This is a genomic window from Variovorax sp. W2I14 (assembly GCF_050435205.1).
Classification (GTDB): Bacteria; Pseudomonadota; Gammaproteobacteria; order Burkholderiales; family Burkholderiaceae_C; genus Variovorax; species Variovorax paradoxus_C.
In genome coordinates, this window is the sequence record NZ_JBNDJX010000001.1 from 3,147,721 (window position 1) to 3,165,828 (window position 18,108).

Genomic DNA, 18,108 nt, shown 5'->3' on the forward strand with positions numbered 1-18,108 from the left:
ATCAAAGACTCGTGGTGGTTGCGCCTGCTTGGGCTTCTTCGGCTTCGGGATCGCCTTCGATCTCCTCGATCAATCGCAATTCGACCAGTGCGGCCAGCTCGGCGATGGTGGGAGCCTTGAAGAAGGCGGCGGGATGCAGTTCGACGCCATAGGCCTTGCGCACCCGCGACAGCAGCCGGATTGCGAGCAGCGAATCGCCGCCGAGCTCGAACAGGTTGTCGTTGGCACCCACGGGCGCAATGCCCAGCGCTTCGGTCCAGAGCTCGGCGAGTCCTTCTTCCAGGTCGCCTTCGGGCGCGATGAACGCGGTCTGCAGCACCGGGCGCGGATGCCCCGTGCGGGCCTCGGGCGCGGGCTCGTCGTCCAGCGACTCGAACAGGCCGTCCAGCGGGCGCAGGCGTGGCGCGAAGGGCGAGATGGACACCACCGTCTGCGGCAGGTCGGGACCGTTCGCGATGCGCTCGAAAGCCAATACGCCGGTGCGTTCGTCCAGGCCGACGCCTTCGGGCATGTCCATGTCGACCGCCACGCCCACATCGCGCCAGGCATCCCAGTTCACCGAGAAAACCGGCAGCGACGAACTGCGCCGATGCGCATGGGCCAGCGCGTCGAGGTAGGCGTTCGCGGCCGCGTAGTCGCTGCGACCGAGACCACCGATGAGGCTCGCCACCGAGGAGCAGAACAGCACGAAGTCGAGCGGTTCGGCGCGCAGCGCATCGAGCAGCGCGAGCGTGCCCGCGATCTTGGGCGCGAATGCGGCCTCCACCAAGGCCTGGGTGCGCTGGGCGATCATGCCGCGGTCGGGCTGGACGACGGCGTGGACCACGCCGTTGACCGCGCCGAAGCGCGCATGCACCGCGGCCAGTGCGTTGCGCAGTTGCGCCGGATCGGTGACGTCGGCCGCGATGGGCATCATTTCCGCGCCGTTCGCTTCCAGCTCGATCAATTGCTGCAGCCTGCGGCGCAGCGGCGCGGGCTGGTCGGCCGATGCGGCGATGCGCGACCACTCGGCGCGTTCGGGCAACGGCGTGCGGCCCAGCAGCACCAGTTTGGCCTGCCACGTCTTGCTGAGATAGCGCGCGAGCGCCAAGCCAACGCCGCCCAGCCCACCGGTGATCAGATACACACCGCCCTGGCGCAGCCGTTGCGCGCCCGGAACCTGCGCCGACAAGGCGTCGTACGACTTCGTCCAGCGATGCGGGCCGCGGTAGGCGACGACAAAGTCCTCCTGCGTGGCCGCAGCCTCCTCGATGACGCGGCGTGCGAGGTCGGTTTCAGCGGTGCTTTCGGGCGCGGGCAGCACCACGTCGACGATGCGGCAGGCGATGGTGGGCGACTCCTGTCCGAGCACCTTGGCGATGCCCAGCACGGTCGCCTTTTCCGGTGCCAGCGCCTCGGTGCCGGCCACATCCTCGACGCGGTCGGTGACGACGGCGAGCGCAAGCGGGGGGCGAAACGCGCCCCCCACGTTGTCCAGCGCCTGCGCCAGCGCGAGCAGGCTGAAGTAGCCGGCCTCGAATGCCGCGGCGTGCGAAGGTGCCGGGGCGTCGCCGTCCAGGCTCCACAGGTGGAAAAGCCGCGTGACCGGCCCGGCCTCGGATTCGACCTCGCGCAGCACTGCCTCGTGGTCGACGCGTTCAGCCGGCCGCACGGCGTACTGCCCTTCGGCGGTGCGCGAGAACTTCTTGCCGCGCAGCACCAGGATCACGCGTCCGCCCTGTTCGCGCAGCGTGCGCGCCAAGCGGTCGGTGAAGCTGTTCGCATCGCCGAGCACCAGCGTGCAGCCCGACGGCCCAGCCGTCGCCTGCACCGGCGGCAACGTGGTGCGCTTCCAGGCCGGCGCATAGAAGAGACCGGGCACGGCAGCACTTGCCGGCTGCGCGGCGTCACCAGGCTCGACCCAGAAACGGCGGCGCTGGAACGCGTAGGTAGGCAACGGCACCCGGCGCGGCGCGGGACCAGTGCGGCACGCCGCCCAGTCGATATCGACGCCCACGGTCCAGAGGCCAGCGATGGCGTTCGCCAGTTGCTGCGCATTCCGTGCCAACTGCTGCGGATGAGCCTGGCTGGCCCAGATGCCCGCGGCCGACTTGCCTCCGGGGTGCTGGCGCGCCAGCCCGGCCAGCGTTTCGCCGGGGCCTACTTCGAGCACCACGCGGCCGGGCACGGCGAAGATCTCGCGCAGGCCGTCGGCAAAGCGCACCGTGCCGCGCAGGTGCCGGCCCCAATAGGCGGGGCTGGTCGCTTCTTCGGTGGTGATCGGCTTGCCCGTCACGTTGGAAATTACGGGAATGCGAGGTGCCTGCTTCGGCACCGCGGCGATCAGGCGTTCCAGCTCGGCCATCATGGGTTCGACCAGACGGGAGTGCGAGGCGATGGACACATGAAGGCGGCGCGGTTGATGCTGGCGCGCGAGCAGCTCTTCCTCGGCGCGCGCGATGGCGTCGGCCGGACCGGCGAGCACGCAGAGCTGCTCGCCGTTGATCACGGCCAGGTCGCATCCCGTGGCGAGGAACGGCGCGAGTTCCGCTTCGGACAGCGGCACGGCGGTCATGGCGCCGGGAGCCAGCGTCTGCATCAGGCGGCCGCGCGCGGCCACGATGCGCAGCGCGTCTTCCAGCGTGAACACGCCGGCCAGGCAGGCCGCGACGTATTCGCCCAGGCTGTGGCCCAGCAGCACCGCAGGCTGCACGCCGCAGCTCATCCACCAGCGCGCCATGGCGTACTCGGCTGCGAACAACGCGGGCTGTGCGAACTCAATGCGGAACAGGCGATCGTTGGCGGCCTGCTCATCGCCGGCCGGGGGGAACAGCAGCGCGAGCAGGTCGATGCCGCTGTCGGCCTTGAGCACGGCGGCGCAGCGGTCGAGCGCCTCGCGGTAGACGGCGCTGGTGCGGTAGAGGTCTTCGCCCATTCGCGCATGCTGGGTGCCGCCACCGGGGAAGAGGAAGGCCACCTCGGGCGGAGAGGCGGCAGCACGGGTTGCCGCCACGGCGGGCGACGAGAGCATTTCCGCGGCCAGCCCGGATTGATTCGCCACTACGGCGCTGCGCCAGGCGAAGCTGCGACGTCCGCTCTGTAGCGTGTGCGCCACGTCTTCGAGCACAAGCCCGTCGTTCGCACGCAGGTGCTTCGCGAGCTGTTCGCGGCCTTGGGCGAGCGCAGCCTCTTCCTTCGCCGACAGCGGCAGCACCTGCCACTGCGCGGTCTTCTGAGCCCTGGGCTGCGCCACCGGCGCCTCTTCAAGCACCACATGCACATTGGTCCCACCGATGCCGAACGAACTCACGCCCGCGCGGCGCGGCGTGCGGCTTTCAGGCCAGGGCTGGCGCTGCGCGTTCACATAGAACGGGCTGCTCGCGAAATCGATCTGCGGATTGGGCTTCGTGAAATGCAGGCTGGGCGGCAGCGCGCCGTGCTTGAGCGCCATCGTGGCCTTGATGAGCCCCGCCACGCCGGCGGCCGCATCGAGGTGGCCGATGTTGGTCTTGACCGAACCGACGGCGCAAAAGCCGCGCCGCTCGGTGTCGGCGCGGAAGGCCTGCGTGAGCGCCGCGATCTCGATCGGGTCGCCCAGCGTGGTGCCGGTGCCGTGCGTCTCGATGTAGCCGATGGTGTCGGCCGAGACGCCTGCGATCAGCTGTGCCGCGCGGATGACCTCGGCCTGCCCGTCGATGCTGGGCGCGGTGAAGCCGACCTTGGCCGAGCCGTCGTTGTTGGCCGCGGTGCCTTTGATGACCGCATGGATGGTGTCGCCGTCGCGCAGCGCTTCATCGAGGCGCTTGAGCGCGACCACGCCGGCGCCGCTGCCGATCACCGTGCCGGCGGCGTCGGCGTCGAACGCGCGGCAATGGCCATCGGGCGAGAGGATCGCGCCGGCCTGGTAGCGGTAGCCTCCTTCTTGCAGCAGGTTGAGCCACACGCCACCGGCCAGGGCCATGTCGCAGTCGTGGCTCAAGAGTGCCTGGCAGGCGGTGTGCACTGCCGTGAGCGAGGTCGAGCAGGCGGTCTGAACGCTCACGGCCGGGCCGCGCAGGTTCAGTTTGTAGGCAACGCGCGTGCAGAGCGACCCGCCGGAGTTTCCGCTCATGAGCCCGAGCAGGTCGGCAATGCCCGTGTGCGCGCCGAGACCAAAGGACGGCAGCAGGTTGCGGATCAGGTAGACGTTGGCGCCCTCGCCCGCATACACGCCGACCTTGCCAGGCCAGCGCTCGGGGTCGCAGCCGGCGTGTTCGAGCGCCGCCGAGGCGCATTCGAGAAAGACGCGCTGCTGCGGATCGAGGTTCTCGGCTTCGCGCGGCGTGTAGCCGAAGAAGCCGGCATCGAACTGGTCGAAGCCTTCGAACATCACGCCGGCCTTCACGTAGTCGGGGTCGTCCAGCAGGCTTTGCGGCACGCCGCGTTCGCGCAGTTGCTCGTCGGTGAAGCGCGATACCGACTCCACGCCATCGCGAATGTTGCGCCAGAAGGCGTCCACATCATCGGCACCGGGAAAGCGCCCCGACAGGCCGACGATGGCGATTTCCAGTCCGGTTGGCTCGGCGGATTCGTTGAAGGACGTGGTCATCAATTGACTCTCTCTGCCACTTTGCGGCGTTGAAGCATGGCGGCGCGCTGGCGCAGCGCGCGATCGTCGGCGCTTGCCGCGGAAACGGCCGCGGCTTGCGCGCCGCCCTGCTCGATCCAGCGCGCGAGCGATTCGACGGTGGGGTACTTGAAGAGATTGACCAGCGGGAAGCTGCCCTGCAGCCGGTCTTCCAGCAGGCGGTGCGCGCGAATGAGCAGCAGCGAGTGCCCGCCGAGGTCGAAGAAGTTGTCGTGCAAACCGACCTGCTCGACCTGCAGCACCTCCGACCAGATGGCCGCGAGCGTGCGCGCCACATGGCCCTCTGGCGCCTGGTAGGTGGCCGCGCGGCCGAGGCCTTCAGGCTCGGGCAGCGCCTTGCGGTCGACCTTGCCGTTGGCGTTCAGCGGCAGGGCTTCGAGCACCACCACGGCGCGCGGCACCATGTAGTCGGGCAGCACCTGGCCCAGTTGCTCGCGCAATGCGGCGGTGTCGACCGCCTGCTGCGCGTGCGCCGCGATGTAGGCCACGAGCGAGGCGCCGGCAGCGCCTTCGCGCGCCACCACCACGGCCTCGCGCACCGCGGGCTGCGCGAGGATCTGCGCCTCGATTTCGCCGAGCTCGATGCGAAAGCCGCGGATCTTCACCTGGTGGTCGATGCGGCCCAGGTATTCGATCTGGCCCTCGGTGTTCCAGCGCACGAGGTCGCCGGTTCGGTAGAGCCGGTCGCCCGCGCCGAAGGGGTTGGCCACGAAGCGCTCAGCGCTCAGGCCCGGCTTGTTGAGGTAGCCGCGCGCCAGGCTCACGCCGCCGAGGTACAGCTCGCCGGCCACGCCGCGCGGCACGGGGTTGAGCTCGGCATCGAGGATGTGGCACTGGGTGTCGCTGATCGGCTGGCCGATCGGCACCAGGCTCTGGCCGTCGTCACGACAGGTCCAGCGCGTGACGTGGATGGTGGTTTCCGTCGGGCCGTAGAGGTTCTGCAGCGTGGCGCCGTGAAGGCGCTGCAGCGTCTCTTTCTGTGTCTCGGCGGGCATGGCCTCGCCGCCGCAGATGATGTGCTGCAACCGCGTGCTCGACTCGATGTCCTTGTGCGACAGAAAGGCCTGCAGCATCGAGGGCACGAAATTCAGCGTCGTGATCTGGTGGCGCCGGATCAGCTCGACCAGTCGCGCCGGGTCGCGGTGGTCGCCGGGGTTGGCCACCACCAGCCGCGCGCCCGCGGTCAGGGGCCAGAACATCTCCCACACCGACACGTCGAAGCCGAACGGCGCCTTGTGCAGCACGGTGTTCTCCCGGCCGAGGCGGTAGGTGTCCTGCATCCAGGCCATGCAGCTGTGCAGCGCCGCGTGACGCACGGCCGCGCCCTTGGGCTTGCCGGTGGAGCCGGAGGTGTAGATGACATAGGCGAGGTTCTCGCCGTGCAACGCGACGCCGGGGTCCGTGTCGGGCTCGTTCGAGAGATCGGTGCTGTCGACCTCCAGCCGCGCGAGGCCCACGCGCTCGGCGATGTGCTCGCGGGTGGCGCGGTGCGTCAGCAGCAGTGCGATGCCGCTGTCTTCCACCATGTAGGCCAGGCGCTGCAGCGGGTAGTCGGGGTCCAGCGGCAGATAGGCGCCACCGGCCTTGAGGATGGCGAGCAGCCCCACCACCATCTCGACCGAGCGCTCCATCACGATGCCCACGCGCATGTCAGGCTTCACGCCGAGCGCGACGAGGCGGTGTGCGAGGCGGTTGGCGCGACGGTCGAGTTCGGCGAAGCACAGCGCTTGTTCGTCGAACAGCAGCGCGATGGCGTCTGGCTGCTGCTTCGCATGTTGCGCGATGGCGTGGTGCACGGGTTGCGGCTGCGGCTCGCGGCGTGCGTTGATGCTCCACCCTGCAAGTTGCGCGTTTTCCGCGGCGTCGAGCAAGGCGATGTCGCCCACCGCGCGGCCGGTGTCGGCACAGAGCGCGCCGAGTACCGCGACGTAGTGCTGCGCCATGCGCACGATGGTGTCGCGCTCGAACAGATCTTCGGCATAGATCACATCGAGCATCAGCCGGCCATCGGGCCGCTCGCGCGCCTCCAGCACCCAGTCGAACTGGGTCTGCAGGTCGGGCAGCGCGTGGTCCTGCACCTGGATGCCGTCCAGCCGCTGCAGTGCGCGGTGATCCTCGAACAGGTGGTTGAACATCACCTGGAACAGCGGGCTGTGGCTCATGCTGCGCTCGGGCTGCAGACGCTGCACCAGTTGCTCGAAGGGCAGGTCCTGGTGCGCCTGCGCGCCCAGCACGGCCTCACGGGCCTGCGCGAGCACGCGCGACAACGACGTGCGGCCATTGATCGGATTGCGCAGTACCAGCGTGTTGACGAACAGGCCGATGACGTTCTCGAACTCCACCCGGTTGCGGTTGGCGATCGCGGCGCCGACGCGGATTTCTTCCTGCCCGGTGTAGCGGTGCAGCAGCACCTGCAGGCCAGCGAGCAGCACCATGAACAGCGTGGCGCCGTCGGCCTGCGCGACGCCGCGCAGTTGACCAAGCAAAGGCACGGGGAGTTCGAAGGTGTGACGTGCGGCGCGGTAGCTGGCTTGCGGCTTGCGCGGGTGGTCGGTGCGCAGCTCGAGCACCGGGTGCTCGTCGCCGAGTTCCTTCTGCCACCAGGCGAGCTGACGTTCGGCCTCGCCGGCGGCCAGCCATTCGCGCTGCCACACCGCGTAGTCGGCGTACTGCGCGCGCGGCAAGGGCAGCGCCGCGGCACGGCCCTGCAGGCGCGCCGCATAGCCCGCGGCCAGTTCGTCGATCAGCACCTGCATCGAGGCGCCGTCGGACACGATGTGGTGCATCACCAGGGCGAGCACCTGCGTGTCGTCCGCCAGGCGCAGCAGCACGGCGCGCAGCAGGCCGCCCCGGATGAGATCGAAGGGCGCGCTCTTGATGCGGCGGGCCTCGCTCTCCAGGCGCACGTCGCGTTCATCGGCGGGCGCGTCGCGCAGGTCGACCACTTCGAGCGGCAGCGTGCCGGTCGGCTGGATCCACTGCGCGGCAACGCCGTCGCTGCCCGCGCGGAATACGGTGCGCAGCGACTCGTGGCGCATGACGAGATCGTCCAGCGCCGCGCGCAGCGCATCAGCCTGCAAGGCACCAGTGAGGCGCAGCGCGCCGCTCATGTGGTACGCCGCGCTCGTCGGGTCGAGTTGCCAGAGGAACCACTGGCGCTCCTGCGCATGGGACAGCGGCAACGCATGCAGCCGGCGCTCGGCCGGCGGCACCGCGATGGGCGCGGGCCGCGCACGCGCGCCTTCGGCCAGGCGCTGGCGCACGGTGGCCGCGCACTCGGAGAGCCGCGGTTGTTCGAACATCAGGCGCACCGGAAAGTCGATGTCCCAGTGATCCGACACGCGGGCCGCGACTTGCGTGGCGGTGAGCGAACTGCCACCGCGGGTGAAGAAATGGGCGTCGCGCGCGAAAGGCTTCGCGTCAGCGGGCCGGAGCACTTCGCGCCAGATCGCATCGACGGCGCGCTCCGTCTCATCGAGCACCGGCGCTTCGGCCTGCGACTCGACGGGACCGCCCTTGACGAAAGCACCGCGCTCGTAGATCGCATACGCATCCGCGCTGCGATCGAGCCAGCCCGCGCGGCAGGCGCTGCGCTGCAGCTTGCCGCTCGTGGTCTTGGGCATACCGCCCGGGTTGAGCAGCAGCACGGCCGACAGCGCCTCGCCGAACACTTCGCTGACCGCGGCGCTGAGCGCCTCGACCAGCACCTGCGGCGGCACCAGCTTCTGCATGCTGCGCGACACCTCGGCCGCGGCGCCGATGCCCTCGCCGCCGGGTCCGTTGGCCGCGAACACCGCCACGCGCCCCTTGCGCACCGCATCGACCTCGGCCTCGATGACGCGCTCGATGTCCTGCGGATAGATGTTGTGGCCGCGAACGATGATCAGATCCTTGATGCGGCCGGTCACGTAGAGCTCGCCATCGCAGACGAAGCCCAGGTCGCCGGTGCGCAGCCAGCGGCGGCCCGCGCGTTCGACGAAGGTCTCGGCGGATTCGCGCGGCTTGCCCCAGTAGCCGGCGCCGACGCTCGCGCCGCTCACCCAGATTTCGCCGATGCGGCCGGGCTCGGCCACCACCGACAGCGTGGCGGGATCCACGATCTCGACCACATGCTCGGCCGCTACCGCGCCGCATCCGACGAGCAGCGTGCCGCCTTCGCTCGGCGTGCCCTTGCCGGATGCCAGGCCGTCAGCGCCGAAGCCGCGCGCGACCATGCCGGAACCGCGCTTTCCGCCGGTCACGAACAGGGTCGCTTCGGCGAGGCCGTAGCAGGCATAGACCGCACCGGGATCGAAGCCCGCAGGGGCGAAGCGTTCGATGAAATCGAATTCGGTGTCGGCGCGCACCGGCTCGGCGCCGGTATAGGCCACGCGCCAGCTCGAGAGGTCGAGCTGCGCGATCTGCGCGTCCTTCACGCGTTCGAGGCAGAGGCGGAACGAGAAGTCCGGACCGCCGCTGAGCGTGGCGCGGTGGCGCGAGATCAGCTCCAGCCAGCGCACGGGGCGTTCGAGGAAATAGCGCGGCGAGGTCAGCACCAGTGGGATGCCGCTGTACAGCGGCTGCATCAGGCCGCCGATGAGGCCCATGTCGTGATAGAGCGGCGCCCACGAGACGAACTTGTCATCAGGCCCGATGCCCATGCCGACCTGGATCGCGTGCTCGTTGGCCATCAGGTTGCGGTGCGTGACGATGACGCCCTTGGGCGCCGAGGTCGAGCCCGAGGTGTATTGCAGGAAGGCGACGTCGTCATCGGCCGGCTCGAAGGGCTGCCAGGCATCGGCGAGCGCGATGTCGACCGCGTCGACGGCGACGATCTGCACATCGCCGAACTGGTTGCCGACCGCCGACATCGCGTCGCTCAAGGCGGCAGACGTGAGCACGCATCGCGCCGCTGAATCGCTCGCCACGCCGGTGAGCCGCGCCAGGTGCTGCGGCCGCGTCGATTCGGGCGGAAACACCGGCACCGCGATCACGCCGCAGTAGAAGCAGGCCAGCATGCTCACCGCATAGTGGTCGCCGTTGTCGAGCATGACGAGCGCGCGATCGCCCTTGGCGAACTGCTGCTGCAGGCGGGCCGCGAGCGCGCGCACGCGCTGTTCGAAGAATGCGTAGGTGAAGGGCAGTTCGCTGTGGACACCATCGACCTCGTCGACCACGGTGAGCCAGACGTCGTGCGGACGCCGTTCGGCCAACGCGCGCAGGTGCGCCACGAAATTGCGCGGTTGCCGGCCGGCGGACGCGGTCGCGAGCAGTTCATTCATATCTGGCCTTGATGCGCCGCAGGGTGCGCTTGATGAAGGTGCGTCGGCAGACGCCGTGCGAGCGCCGCGAGAAATGCGGGCTCGTGGTGCCGGAGAAAGAAATGCCCACCGTCGAACCAGTCGAGCGTGCAGATGCCGCCGGTCTCTTCGAACCAGGCCGCCATTGCAGGCACCTCGATGTCGTCCTCGCGTCCCGCAAAGGCATGGATCGGCAACGGAAGCGGCGGCCAGGCGGCGACATGGGCGTGGCTGCGGCAGACGCGGCGGTCGGCACGCAGCGTGTCGAGGGTGATGCGCATGAGCTCTTCGCTCTCGAAAACCTCTTCGGGCGTGCCGCCCTGCTTGCGCAGTTCGGCGGTCAGAGAGGCGTCGTCCTCGCTGCCATCGAAACGTTCAGGATCGCGCCGCGAGGGGGCTGCGCAGCCGGACACCAGCAGCGCGCGCGGCAGCGGCCGGCGCAAGGACTGAAGTCGGCGAGTCACGCCGTGTGCAAGCAAGGCGCCCATGCTGTGGCCGAAGAGCGCGAAATCGCCGCGCATGGCCTCGGCCTGCTCGGCACAAATGCGCGCGACCAGCGCATCGAAGTCTTCGACGAAGGCCTCGCCCATGCGCGCGCCGCGCCCCGGCAACTCCACCGGCACGATGCGAACCCACGACGGCACGAAACGCCGCCACCGCAGGTACATGGAGGCGCTGGCGCCTGCGCAGGGCAGGCACAGCAGCGCCAGGGGCGCCGGGGCGCTCATCAACCTGCCGCGGATTCCGTGGCCGGTGCGGCATCCGCCTGTTGCGCCATCCATTCGCGCAGCGACTTGGGACGCATGTCGGTCCAGTGGCTCTCGACGTAGGCGAGCACGGTCTTCTTGTCGCCCTGCACGCCCGCAACGGCGGTCCATCCGCCCGGGACGGCCTTCCAGTGCGGCCAGATGGAGTACTGGTCTTCTTGATTGACCAGAACGATGAAGGTCTCGTCTTCGCGGTCAAAACAGCTGGTCGACATCGGTGCATCCTTGTGTGATTGAACAGAGAGAAGGAGCGCACCGCGGCCGGTCGCGGACCGGACGGAATCTCAGCGCCCCTGCCAAGAGGACGCTTCAGAGGTCGATCTGTTCATTTCTCACGGCGGGACGGCGAACGCCGCAGGCGTGCCGGTGCCGAAACGCGCGCAGGAGGCGCGCGTTTCACGCTGGATGCAGTTTTTTACTTGCCGGTGCGAGGCTCGGCGTCGTCGTCCGGCAGGTCGTCGCCGAAGTCGTTGGCCGGCGGGACGAACCCCGCGAGGAGCCAGAGCCGGGCGGCCTTGTCATAGGCCCGGCGGTGCGCGGGCTCCGCGAGGAGCCAGGCTGTCATTTCGGCGCGCGCGGCTTCGTCGAAGCTTTCGCTGTCGTGCTCGCGCTGCACCCAGCCCCATGCGGTGTTCCAGATGGGATCGCCCGTTTCCTGTGTCATTCGTGAAGCCAACTGTTCGCGTTGTCCGTCGAGGCCGGGTGCTGTCGTTGCTGTTGAACGGACCCGGCCGGTCCAAACGCGCATTCTCGCGGCAAACGAGCGCGGCCCCGCTGCGTAGAAGCCGCAGCTAGTGCGCGTCGCTCTCCAGCAGCAGGTAGCCGCACGACTTGATCGCGTTGGCGGCCTCGGCGATCAGCCCGTTCACGAGGCCCAGCGCGCAGCCCAGGCGCGTCGCGATCTCGCGCTGCGTGAGGCCTTCGAGACGGTAAAGCTCGAACACCAGCCGCGTGCGGGGCGAAAGGCCGGCCAGAACCTTGTCGATGGCGGTGATCACCTGACGTTCGCACATCATGCGGTCGGGTGTCGAAGCGGTTGTCGGCATGTCGAGCAGTTCCACGTCCACGTCGAAGGTGCGATAGCTGGCCTCGACGCGGTGGCGGCGGCAGTAGTCCAGCGCCATGTTGCGCACCACCTGGCAGCAATAGCCGATGGGACGTTCGGCCTGGCGCACGCAGGGGCCGTCGGCGATCTTCAGGTAGGCGTCCTGCACGACGTCGTCGGCCAGGTCCGCCGTGTTGACGATCTTCCGAGCGACCCGCCAGAGCTGCGCCCGGTGCGCGATGAAAACCTCGGCGAGCGAAGGCTCGGATGAATGCGGCAACGGCATGTTCAACACCTCTTCCTCCAGTTCCAGTGAGCGAGCCGAGACGGGCCGCAGATCCGATTTACTACTTTCGATGCACAAATCGAAATAAGAATCATTGCTATTTATAGGCGGATTTTGAGGCATTTCCATGACCCTTCCGGATCGACACTCAAACAAACGACATGAGGAGCCCCCAGAAAATCCGCAGCGGCGAATCGGATGGCCGAGCGATCAACGAGAGAACGCGGAACCCGGCACAGGGGGTCGCGATAATAGCCGACTTGCGCTTCGTGCAAACATTTGCAAAGCAGGATTACGGGGAAGCGCTGCCGCCCACCATGCATCGCCCCGCCCCTCTTCTCCCTTTGCCCGCGGGCGACATCCATCTCTGGCTCTGCCCCCATGGCGACTCCGGCGATCCCGCGCTCGATGCAAGCTATCGCGCACTGTTGACGCCGCAGGAGCTGCAACAAAAAGATCGCTTCCACTTCCCACGCGACCGGTACCGCTACCTGCTGACCCGAGTGCTGGTGCGCACGGTCCTCTCGCGCTACGCGCCGATCGAGGCGCAGAACTGGCACTTCGCCAACGGCCCCTTCGGCCGCCCGCGCATCGCTGTCAGCCCGGACATCGAAGAAACACGCGGCCTGGACTTCAACCTGAGCCACACCGCCGGCCTCATCGTGCTGGCGATTGCCCGCGGTATCGAGCTCGGTGTCGACGTCGAGAACATCCGCCGCCCCGCCGTCCTCGAAGCCGTCGATCACTTCTTCGCGCCCACCGAGGCCAAGTCATTGGGTGCATTGCCAACCGCCTTGCAGCCGCATCGCTTCTTCGAACTGTGGACCTTGAAGGAAAGCTACATCAAGGCACGCGGCATGGGCCTGCAGATCCCGCTCGACAGCTTCGCTTTCGCCCTCGACAACGCAGGCGACATCGGCTTCTCCCTCGCCGATCCGCACGGCAACGCCGCATGGCATTTCCAGCAACTGCAGCCCACGCCCGACCACATGGTGGCCCTCTGCACCTCGACCGCCGCGCGCATCGTTTGCCACGAAACAGCGCCCCTGCAATCGGAGCGCGTGGTGGAAGTCCGCACGACGCGCGCATCTAGAATTTCGCCCCTTTCCCCGATCCCTCCCTCATGAACATCGTCGTCAACGAAGAACTCAAAGCCTATATCGATCCCATGTCGCCGGAGGAATACGCGGCGCTGGAGCGCAGCATCCTCACCGAGGGCTGCCGCGACGCGCTGGTGCTGTGGGGCGACGTGCTGGTGGACGGCCACCACCGCTATGGCATCTGCCAGAAGCACAGCCTGCCGTTCCAGACGGTGCAGAACACGCACTTCAAGACCATGGAGGACGTGCACCTCTGGATGATCGACCAGCACCTCGGCCGGCGCAGCATCTCGGACTACCAGCGCGGCGTGCTGGCACTGCGCAAGAAAGTCATCGTCGACGACCAACGCTCCCGCGCGCTGTCGGAAACGTCGTCGGACGATCCGCCTTTCGATGTCGACACGCCCGCCGGCGAATCCCCCGCCGACAACGCCAGCGCGCTGCCGCCGCCAGCGCCGCTGAACAGCCGCGAGTCCATCGCCAAGGCCGCGCGCCTGAGCAGCAGCCAGGTCGTGATGATCGAGAAGATCCAGAAGCAGGCCGCGCCCGAACTGGTGGCGGCCGTGAAGTCGGGTGTGATCTCGATCAATACCGCCGCGGCCGTGGCCAGCCTGCCTGCCGAAGAACAAGTCTCCGCAGCGAACGCTGGCAAGGACGAACTCAAGCAGGCCGCCAAGCGCGTGCGCGAGGCCAAGCGCAAGCCGCGCGAAGAATCACCCGAGCCCGCATCGAACGATCAGGCCGCCAAGCCCGATGCGGTCGAAGCACTGGAGCACCGCGTGGCCGAACTCACGCGCGAGAACGACGCCCTGCGCAAGCAGGTCGCCGATCTTCAGGCGCAACTGGCTGTGCAGTTGGCCGATTGACGACGGGGCGAGAGCCCCGCCATCGACCCTCTTACAGCTGGATCTCAGTGATCTTCGCGCCCGACAGCGAGACGCCCGCCTCCAGCCCCACATTGGTCAGCACGAAGCCCACCACCGGCTGCCGGATCGTGTTGGTGTCGACGCTGCCGTTGGCGCCGATGGTGGCAAGCGCCACCGTGGCATCGGCACCGGCCGTCCAACCCCTGCTGTTGCGGAACTTGTCGAGCGCCGCCTGCGTGGTGAAGAGGTAGATCACGGCTTTCGACTGCGCGCCGGCCTGGAAGCCCACCGAGCCCGCGGTGGTGCTGTAGTAAGACTGCGTGCGGCCGTTCACGCGCAATGCGCCGCGCCCATATTCGGCACCGACGCCCAGGCTCGCCCCGACCACCGCCGGAAACACCAGCACGCCGCTCGACTTGGCGACCAGTTCGCGCGATCCCTTCACCGTGTCGTACAGCTTGGACAGCGAGGCGTCGACCTGTGCATCGATCGACGTGCGCGAGGTCGCGCTGGTGCCCTGGTCCTGCGGGCGCGTCGTGGTGCATCCAACGAAGGCAAGGCTGCACGCTGCAACGACCGAAGAGAGCGCGAGCGTGCGGAGGTTCATGGTGTTCATGATGAATTCCTTTGCAAAAGAAAGAACATGGATCGGCAGTAAAGCTCTCTGCCTGCAGCGGCAGATCGAGCCATGCTACGGCGGCCAAAACACGAAAAATCCGACGTGGGAATCTCGCCTACGCGAAGTCAGGCCGCGTACCTGCGAAGGCACTGGCCACGGATGACGGCGGGGTTCTGGAGCCCGGTTTTGCACCGCAGCATCGAGGCGAGCAATGCAACGTTGGGGCAAGGCCGCGATCGCCAACGCGCCGACGCGCCTTCAACGAATCACCCGGCCAAGGCCGTCCCCGCTCAGGGAAGCACCGTGATGCGGTCGGTCGCCGGCGGCGCGAGCGGACTGTTCGCCTTGATGTAGGCCTCCAGCGCATCCACATCCTGGTCGCCGCCGAGCGTGTCGGTGCCCTGGTTGAACACGGTGAAGTTGTCGCCCCCGGTGGCCAGGAAGCTGTTCATCGTGACGCGGTAGTTCGCCGCCGGATCGATAGCCGTGCCGTTCAGCGCCAGGTTGCCGATGCGCGCGCCGCCGGGCGCCGAGGCGCTGTAGCTGTAGGTCAGCCCGCGCGAGGGCAGCAGCACCTTCGGCGCGGCCACCGTGTTGGAGCCGCTGTTGAACTGCTGCTCGAGCACCGCCTTGATCTGCGCGCCCGTCATCGTCTTCACCACCAGGCTGTTGCCGAAGGGCTGCACCGCGAAGATCTGGCCGTAGGTCACGCTGCCATCCTGCGCCGGCGCGAGGTCGGCGCGTACGCCGCCTGGGTTCATGAAGGCGATCTGCGCTGCGCCCTTGCCGGCCGGGCTGGTCGCCGCCAATTGCGCATCGGCGATCAGGTTGCCCAGCGCGCTTTCCCTCGATGACGCCGGCGTGCGCGTGGCAGTGGCCGTGAGCGAGCCCACGACTCGCTGCACCAGCGGCCCGGCAATCGCGAGGTACTGGCTGATGAGCGCAGCCACTTCCTGGTTCTTGCCGAACACAGGGTACTGGTCGGTCAACGCGACGGTGTTCGCGCCGCTCGTGAAGGCCTCGCCCTGCACGATCACGTTGTCGGCCGCCTTGGCCGTCACCTTGCGGGTGCGGGTGTCGATGGTGAGGTTGATGTCGGTCAGCAGCGTGCCGTACTGGCCCGCGCTCGTCAGCAGGAAGGGCCTGGCCGGGTTGGTCTTGCCGTAGTCGCAGACGTACGAGCGGTGCGTGTGGCCCGAGATCACCACATCGACCGCCGCATCCAGCTTGTTCAGGATCGGCAGGATGTCGCCGCTCAAACCGGCGCAGCTCTTGTCGTTGTAGCCGACGGTGGTGGTGCCGCCCTCGTGGATCACCACGACGATGGCGTCCGCGCCCTGCGCCTTCAGTTGCGGAATCAGCGCGTTGGCCGTGTCCGCCTCGTCCTTGAAGCTCAGGCCCGCAACGCCGGCGGGCGTCACGATGTTGGGCGTGCCCTTGAGCGTCATGCCGATGAAGGCTACCTTCACCGTGGCACCGTCCTTGGTGAAGCTCTTCATGCCGGTGGCGGGGAACAGGGTATTGCCGTCGGTCTTCACCGTGTTGGCCGCAAGAAAGCCGAAGTTCGCGCCCGGGAAGGCCTTGTTCACCCGGCAGGGTTCGAGCGCGGTGTTCTTGGCGCAGCCGCCGTTCTTCATGCGCAGCAGCTCGGTCTGGCCCTTGTCGAACTCATGGTTGCCGACGGCGTTGAAGTCGATCTTCATCGCGTTCACGGCCTCGATGGTCGACTCGTCGAGGAACAGCGCCGACACCAGCGGAGAGGCGCCGATCATGTCGCCGGCCGAGACCACCGCGTTGTTCTCGTTCTTCGCCTTGAGCGATGCGACGGCCGAGGCCAGGTAGGCCGCGCCGCCCGCGGGCACCGGCACGGTGCCGCCGCCAGCAGCGGGCGCGGTGATGGAGAGCTTGGGCGGCTCGAGGTTGCCGTGCAGGTCGTTGAACGCGATGAGCTTCACGTCGATGCTGCCCGGCGTGGCCGGCGCAGGCGGAGGCGCCGGTGCGGGCGGTGGTGCCGACGGAAGAAAGGGAAAGAAGTTGCTCGAACTGCCACTGCCGCCGCAAGCGGACAAGGTGGCCAGGACGACACCCGCGAGCGCGAGATGTTTCAGCGATGCATGCATGGATCTTCTCCTCCGTTTGGAATGCAGCGCATGCTGGCAACGCGGCATGACGATGGCGTGACCATCCCTCGTCCGCGCGGGGACTCAGGGAAGGGCCACCAGCTCCATCGAAACCCCGGGGCCGAACGCGGTGCGCAGCAGCGTGCGAGCTTTCGCGCTGCGCTCGTCGGTGAGCGACTGCACAGCCAGCCATCCGTCCTTCGGCCGCCGCTGCAGGTGCCAGCCTTCCTGTCCGAGAAGGACGAGTTCGGCGAGCGCCGCGGCGTCCGCCACCGGCAATGCGGAAGGCACGATGTCGAGCCAGTCCACCACCTGGTCGGCCTCGCCGCCGAGCCGTGCGGCGGCGCCCTCGGCCAGCACGCGCTGCGTGGCCACGTCTCTCACCTGGCCCTGCAGGATGATGCCGTTGCCGTGCCATCGAATCTCGAGCGGCGGGCCTGCCGCTTGCGAGGTTCTCGCGGTGAAGTGCCACGCAATGGCCAGCACGATCAGGCAGGCGACCGCCGATGCGATGAGAGCGGGTCGCAGGTGAAAGCGGCGTGTTGGTTCCAAGGCCGCGAGGGTGCCACGCGCAGCGTGACATGGTTGTGACCGCCCCTTCGTCGCATGTAGACTGATTCGATGACCCCCGAAGCCCTGCTCGCCCACTACGACAAGACCGCGCTGTGGCCTGCCGACCGCCCTGCCCGCGGCCCTGCCGATGTTGCCGCCGCCTACCAGGATGCACTCGCGCTGCGGGCCCTCCGGCTCGCACGCGGCGAGCGGCCAGTGGGCTACAAGATCGGTTTCACCAACCGCACGATCTGGCAACGCTACGGCGTGTTCGGGCCGATCTGGGGTCCGGTGTGGAACACGACGCTCACGCGTTGCGAGGACCACGGAACGGTGGACCTCATCGGCACGCTCCAACCCCGCATCGAGCCGGAAATCGTCTTCGGCATTGCAGCGACACCGCCGCGCGATGCCACGCTGGAACAGGTATTCGACTGCATCGAGTGGCTGGCGCCCGGCTTCGAGATCGTGCAATCGCACTGCGCCGACTGGAAATTCACCGCCGCCGAAACCGTGGCCGACGGCGCCTTGCATGCGCGCCTCCTGGTCGGCCGCCAAACGCCCGTTCGCCAGTTCGCAAACACCGGCGCCGAGCTCGACGACAAGCTGGCCGCCACGCACCTCACGCTGTTCAAAGGCGATGCGGCCATCGACCAAGGCACCGGCGTCAACGTGCTCGACGGTCCGCTGCATGCGCTGCGCCATTTCGTGCAGGAACTGCAGACCTGCCCGGGCGCACCCGCGCTGCAACCCGGCGACGTGGTCACCACCGGCACATGGACCGACGCCTGGCCCATCGCGCCTGGCGAAACCTGGCGCGCCGAGTTCGAGGCGCCGTTCGACTCGCTGTCCATCACCTTGCGCTGAA

The 18,108-nt window shown here is 68.2% G+C and carries 12 protein-coding genes; 3 read left to right on the plus strand and 9 right to left on the minus strand.

What is annotated here, in order from left to right; all coding sequences use genetic code 11:
• Position 1 precedes the first annotated feature (1 nt).
• The 6 genes from QF040_RS14835 to QF040_RS14860 all read right to left on the minus strand — a co-directional run bounded on the left by QF040_RS14835 (position 2) and on the right by QF040_RS14860 (position 11,983).
• A complete protein-coding gene (locus QF040_RS14835; protein ID WP_429611675.1) occupies positions 2-4,567 on the minus strand; it encodes an SDR family NAD(P)-dependent oxidoreductase in 4,566 nt (1,521 codons plus the stop codon).
• A complete protein-coding gene (locus QF040_RS14840) occupies positions 4,567-9,867 on the minus strand; it encodes an amino acid adenylation domain-containing protein (RefSeq protein WP_429611676.1) in 5,301 nt (1,766 codons plus the stop codon). Before QF040_RS14840 ends, QF040_RS14835 begins: the two co-directional genes overlap by 1 nt.
• Complete coding sequence (locus QF040_RS14845; RefSeq protein ID WP_429611677.1) at positions 9,864-10,613, minus strand: thioesterase II family protein; 750 nt, start codon at positions 10,611-10,613, stop codon at positions 9,864-9,866. Before QF040_RS14845 ends, QF040_RS14840 begins: the two co-directional genes overlap by 4 nt.
• The gene (locus QF040_RS14850) at positions 10,613-10,867 is read right to left on the minus strand and encodes an MbtH family protein (RefSeq protein WP_429611678.1); all 255 of its coding nucleotides are present in this window, start codon (positions 10,865-10,867) and stop codon (positions 10,613-10,615) included. The genes QF040_RS14845 and QF040_RS14850 overlap by 1 nt, the downstream gene beginning before the upstream one ends.
• A 200-nt stretch (positions 10,868-11,067) precedes the next feature.
• Entirely contained in the window at positions 11,068-11,316 is a 249-nt protein-coding gene (locus QF040_RS14855) for a DUF4880 domain-containing protein (RefSeq protein ID WP_429611679.1), read from the minus strand.
• A gap of 127 nt (positions 11,317-11,443) precedes the next feature.
• Positions 11,444-11,983: a sigma-70 family RNA polymerase sigma factor gene (locus QF040_RS14860; protein ID WP_429614655.1), complete on the minus strand. Its 540-nt coding sequence runs from the start codon at positions 11,981-11,983 to the stop codon at positions 11,444-11,446.
• A 161-nt stretch (positions 11,984-12,144) separates the two neighbouring features.
• Here QF040_RS14860 and QF040_RS14865 point away from each other — a divergent pair, with 161 nt between their 5' ends.
• Both QF040_RS14865 and QF040_RS14870 read left to right on the plus strand, forming a co-directional pair.
• A complete protein-coding gene (locus QF040_RS14865) occupies positions 12,145-13,110 on the plus strand; it encodes a 4'-phosphopantetheinyl transferase family protein (protein WP_429611680.1) in 966 nt (321 codons plus the stop codon).
• Complete coding sequence (locus QF040_RS14870) at positions 13,107-13,949, plus strand: plasmid replication/partition related protein (RefSeq protein WP_429611681.1); 843 nt, start codon at positions 13,107-13,109, stop codon at positions 13,947-13,949. Before QF040_RS14865 ends, QF040_RS14870 begins: the two co-directional genes overlap by 4 nt.
• 31 nt (positions 13,950-13,980) lie before the next feature.
• Here QF040_RS14870 and QF040_RS14875 read toward each other — a convergent pair whose 3' ends face one another.
• The 3 genes from QF040_RS14875 to QF040_RS14885 form a co-directional block, all read right to left on the minus strand.
• Positions 13,981-14,565 (minus strand): BPSL1445 family SYLF domain-containing lipoprotein, encoded by a 585-nt coding sequence (locus QF040_RS14875; RefSeq protein ID WP_429611682.1) that lies wholly within the window; start codon positions 14,563-14,565, stop codon positions 13,981-13,983.
• Between the two features lie 293 nt (positions 14,566-14,858).
• The gene (locus QF040_RS14880; protein ID WP_429611683.1) at positions 14,859-16,688 is read right to left on the minus strand and encodes a bifunctional metallophosphatase/5'-nucleotidase; all 1,830 of its coding nucleotides are present in this window, start codon (positions 16,686-16,688) and stop codon (positions 14,859-14,861) included.
• An 84-nt stretch (positions 16,689-16,772) separates the two neighbouring features.
• Entirely contained in the window at positions 16,773-17,240 is a 468-nt protein-coding gene (locus QF040_RS14885; RefSeq protein WP_429611684.1) for a hypothetical protein, read from the minus strand.
• 69 nt (positions 17,241-17,309) lie between these two features.
• Here QF040_RS14885 and QF040_RS14890 point away from each other — a divergent pair, with 69 nt between their 5' ends.
• Positions 17,310-18,107 carry a 2-keto-4-pentenoate hydratase gene (locus QF040_RS14890; protein WP_429611685.1) on the plus strand — a complete coding sequence of 266 codons (798 nt, stop codon included), beginning with the start codon at positions 17,310-17,312 and terminating at the stop codon, positions 18,105-18,107.
• Position 18,108 lies beyond the last annotated feature (1 nt).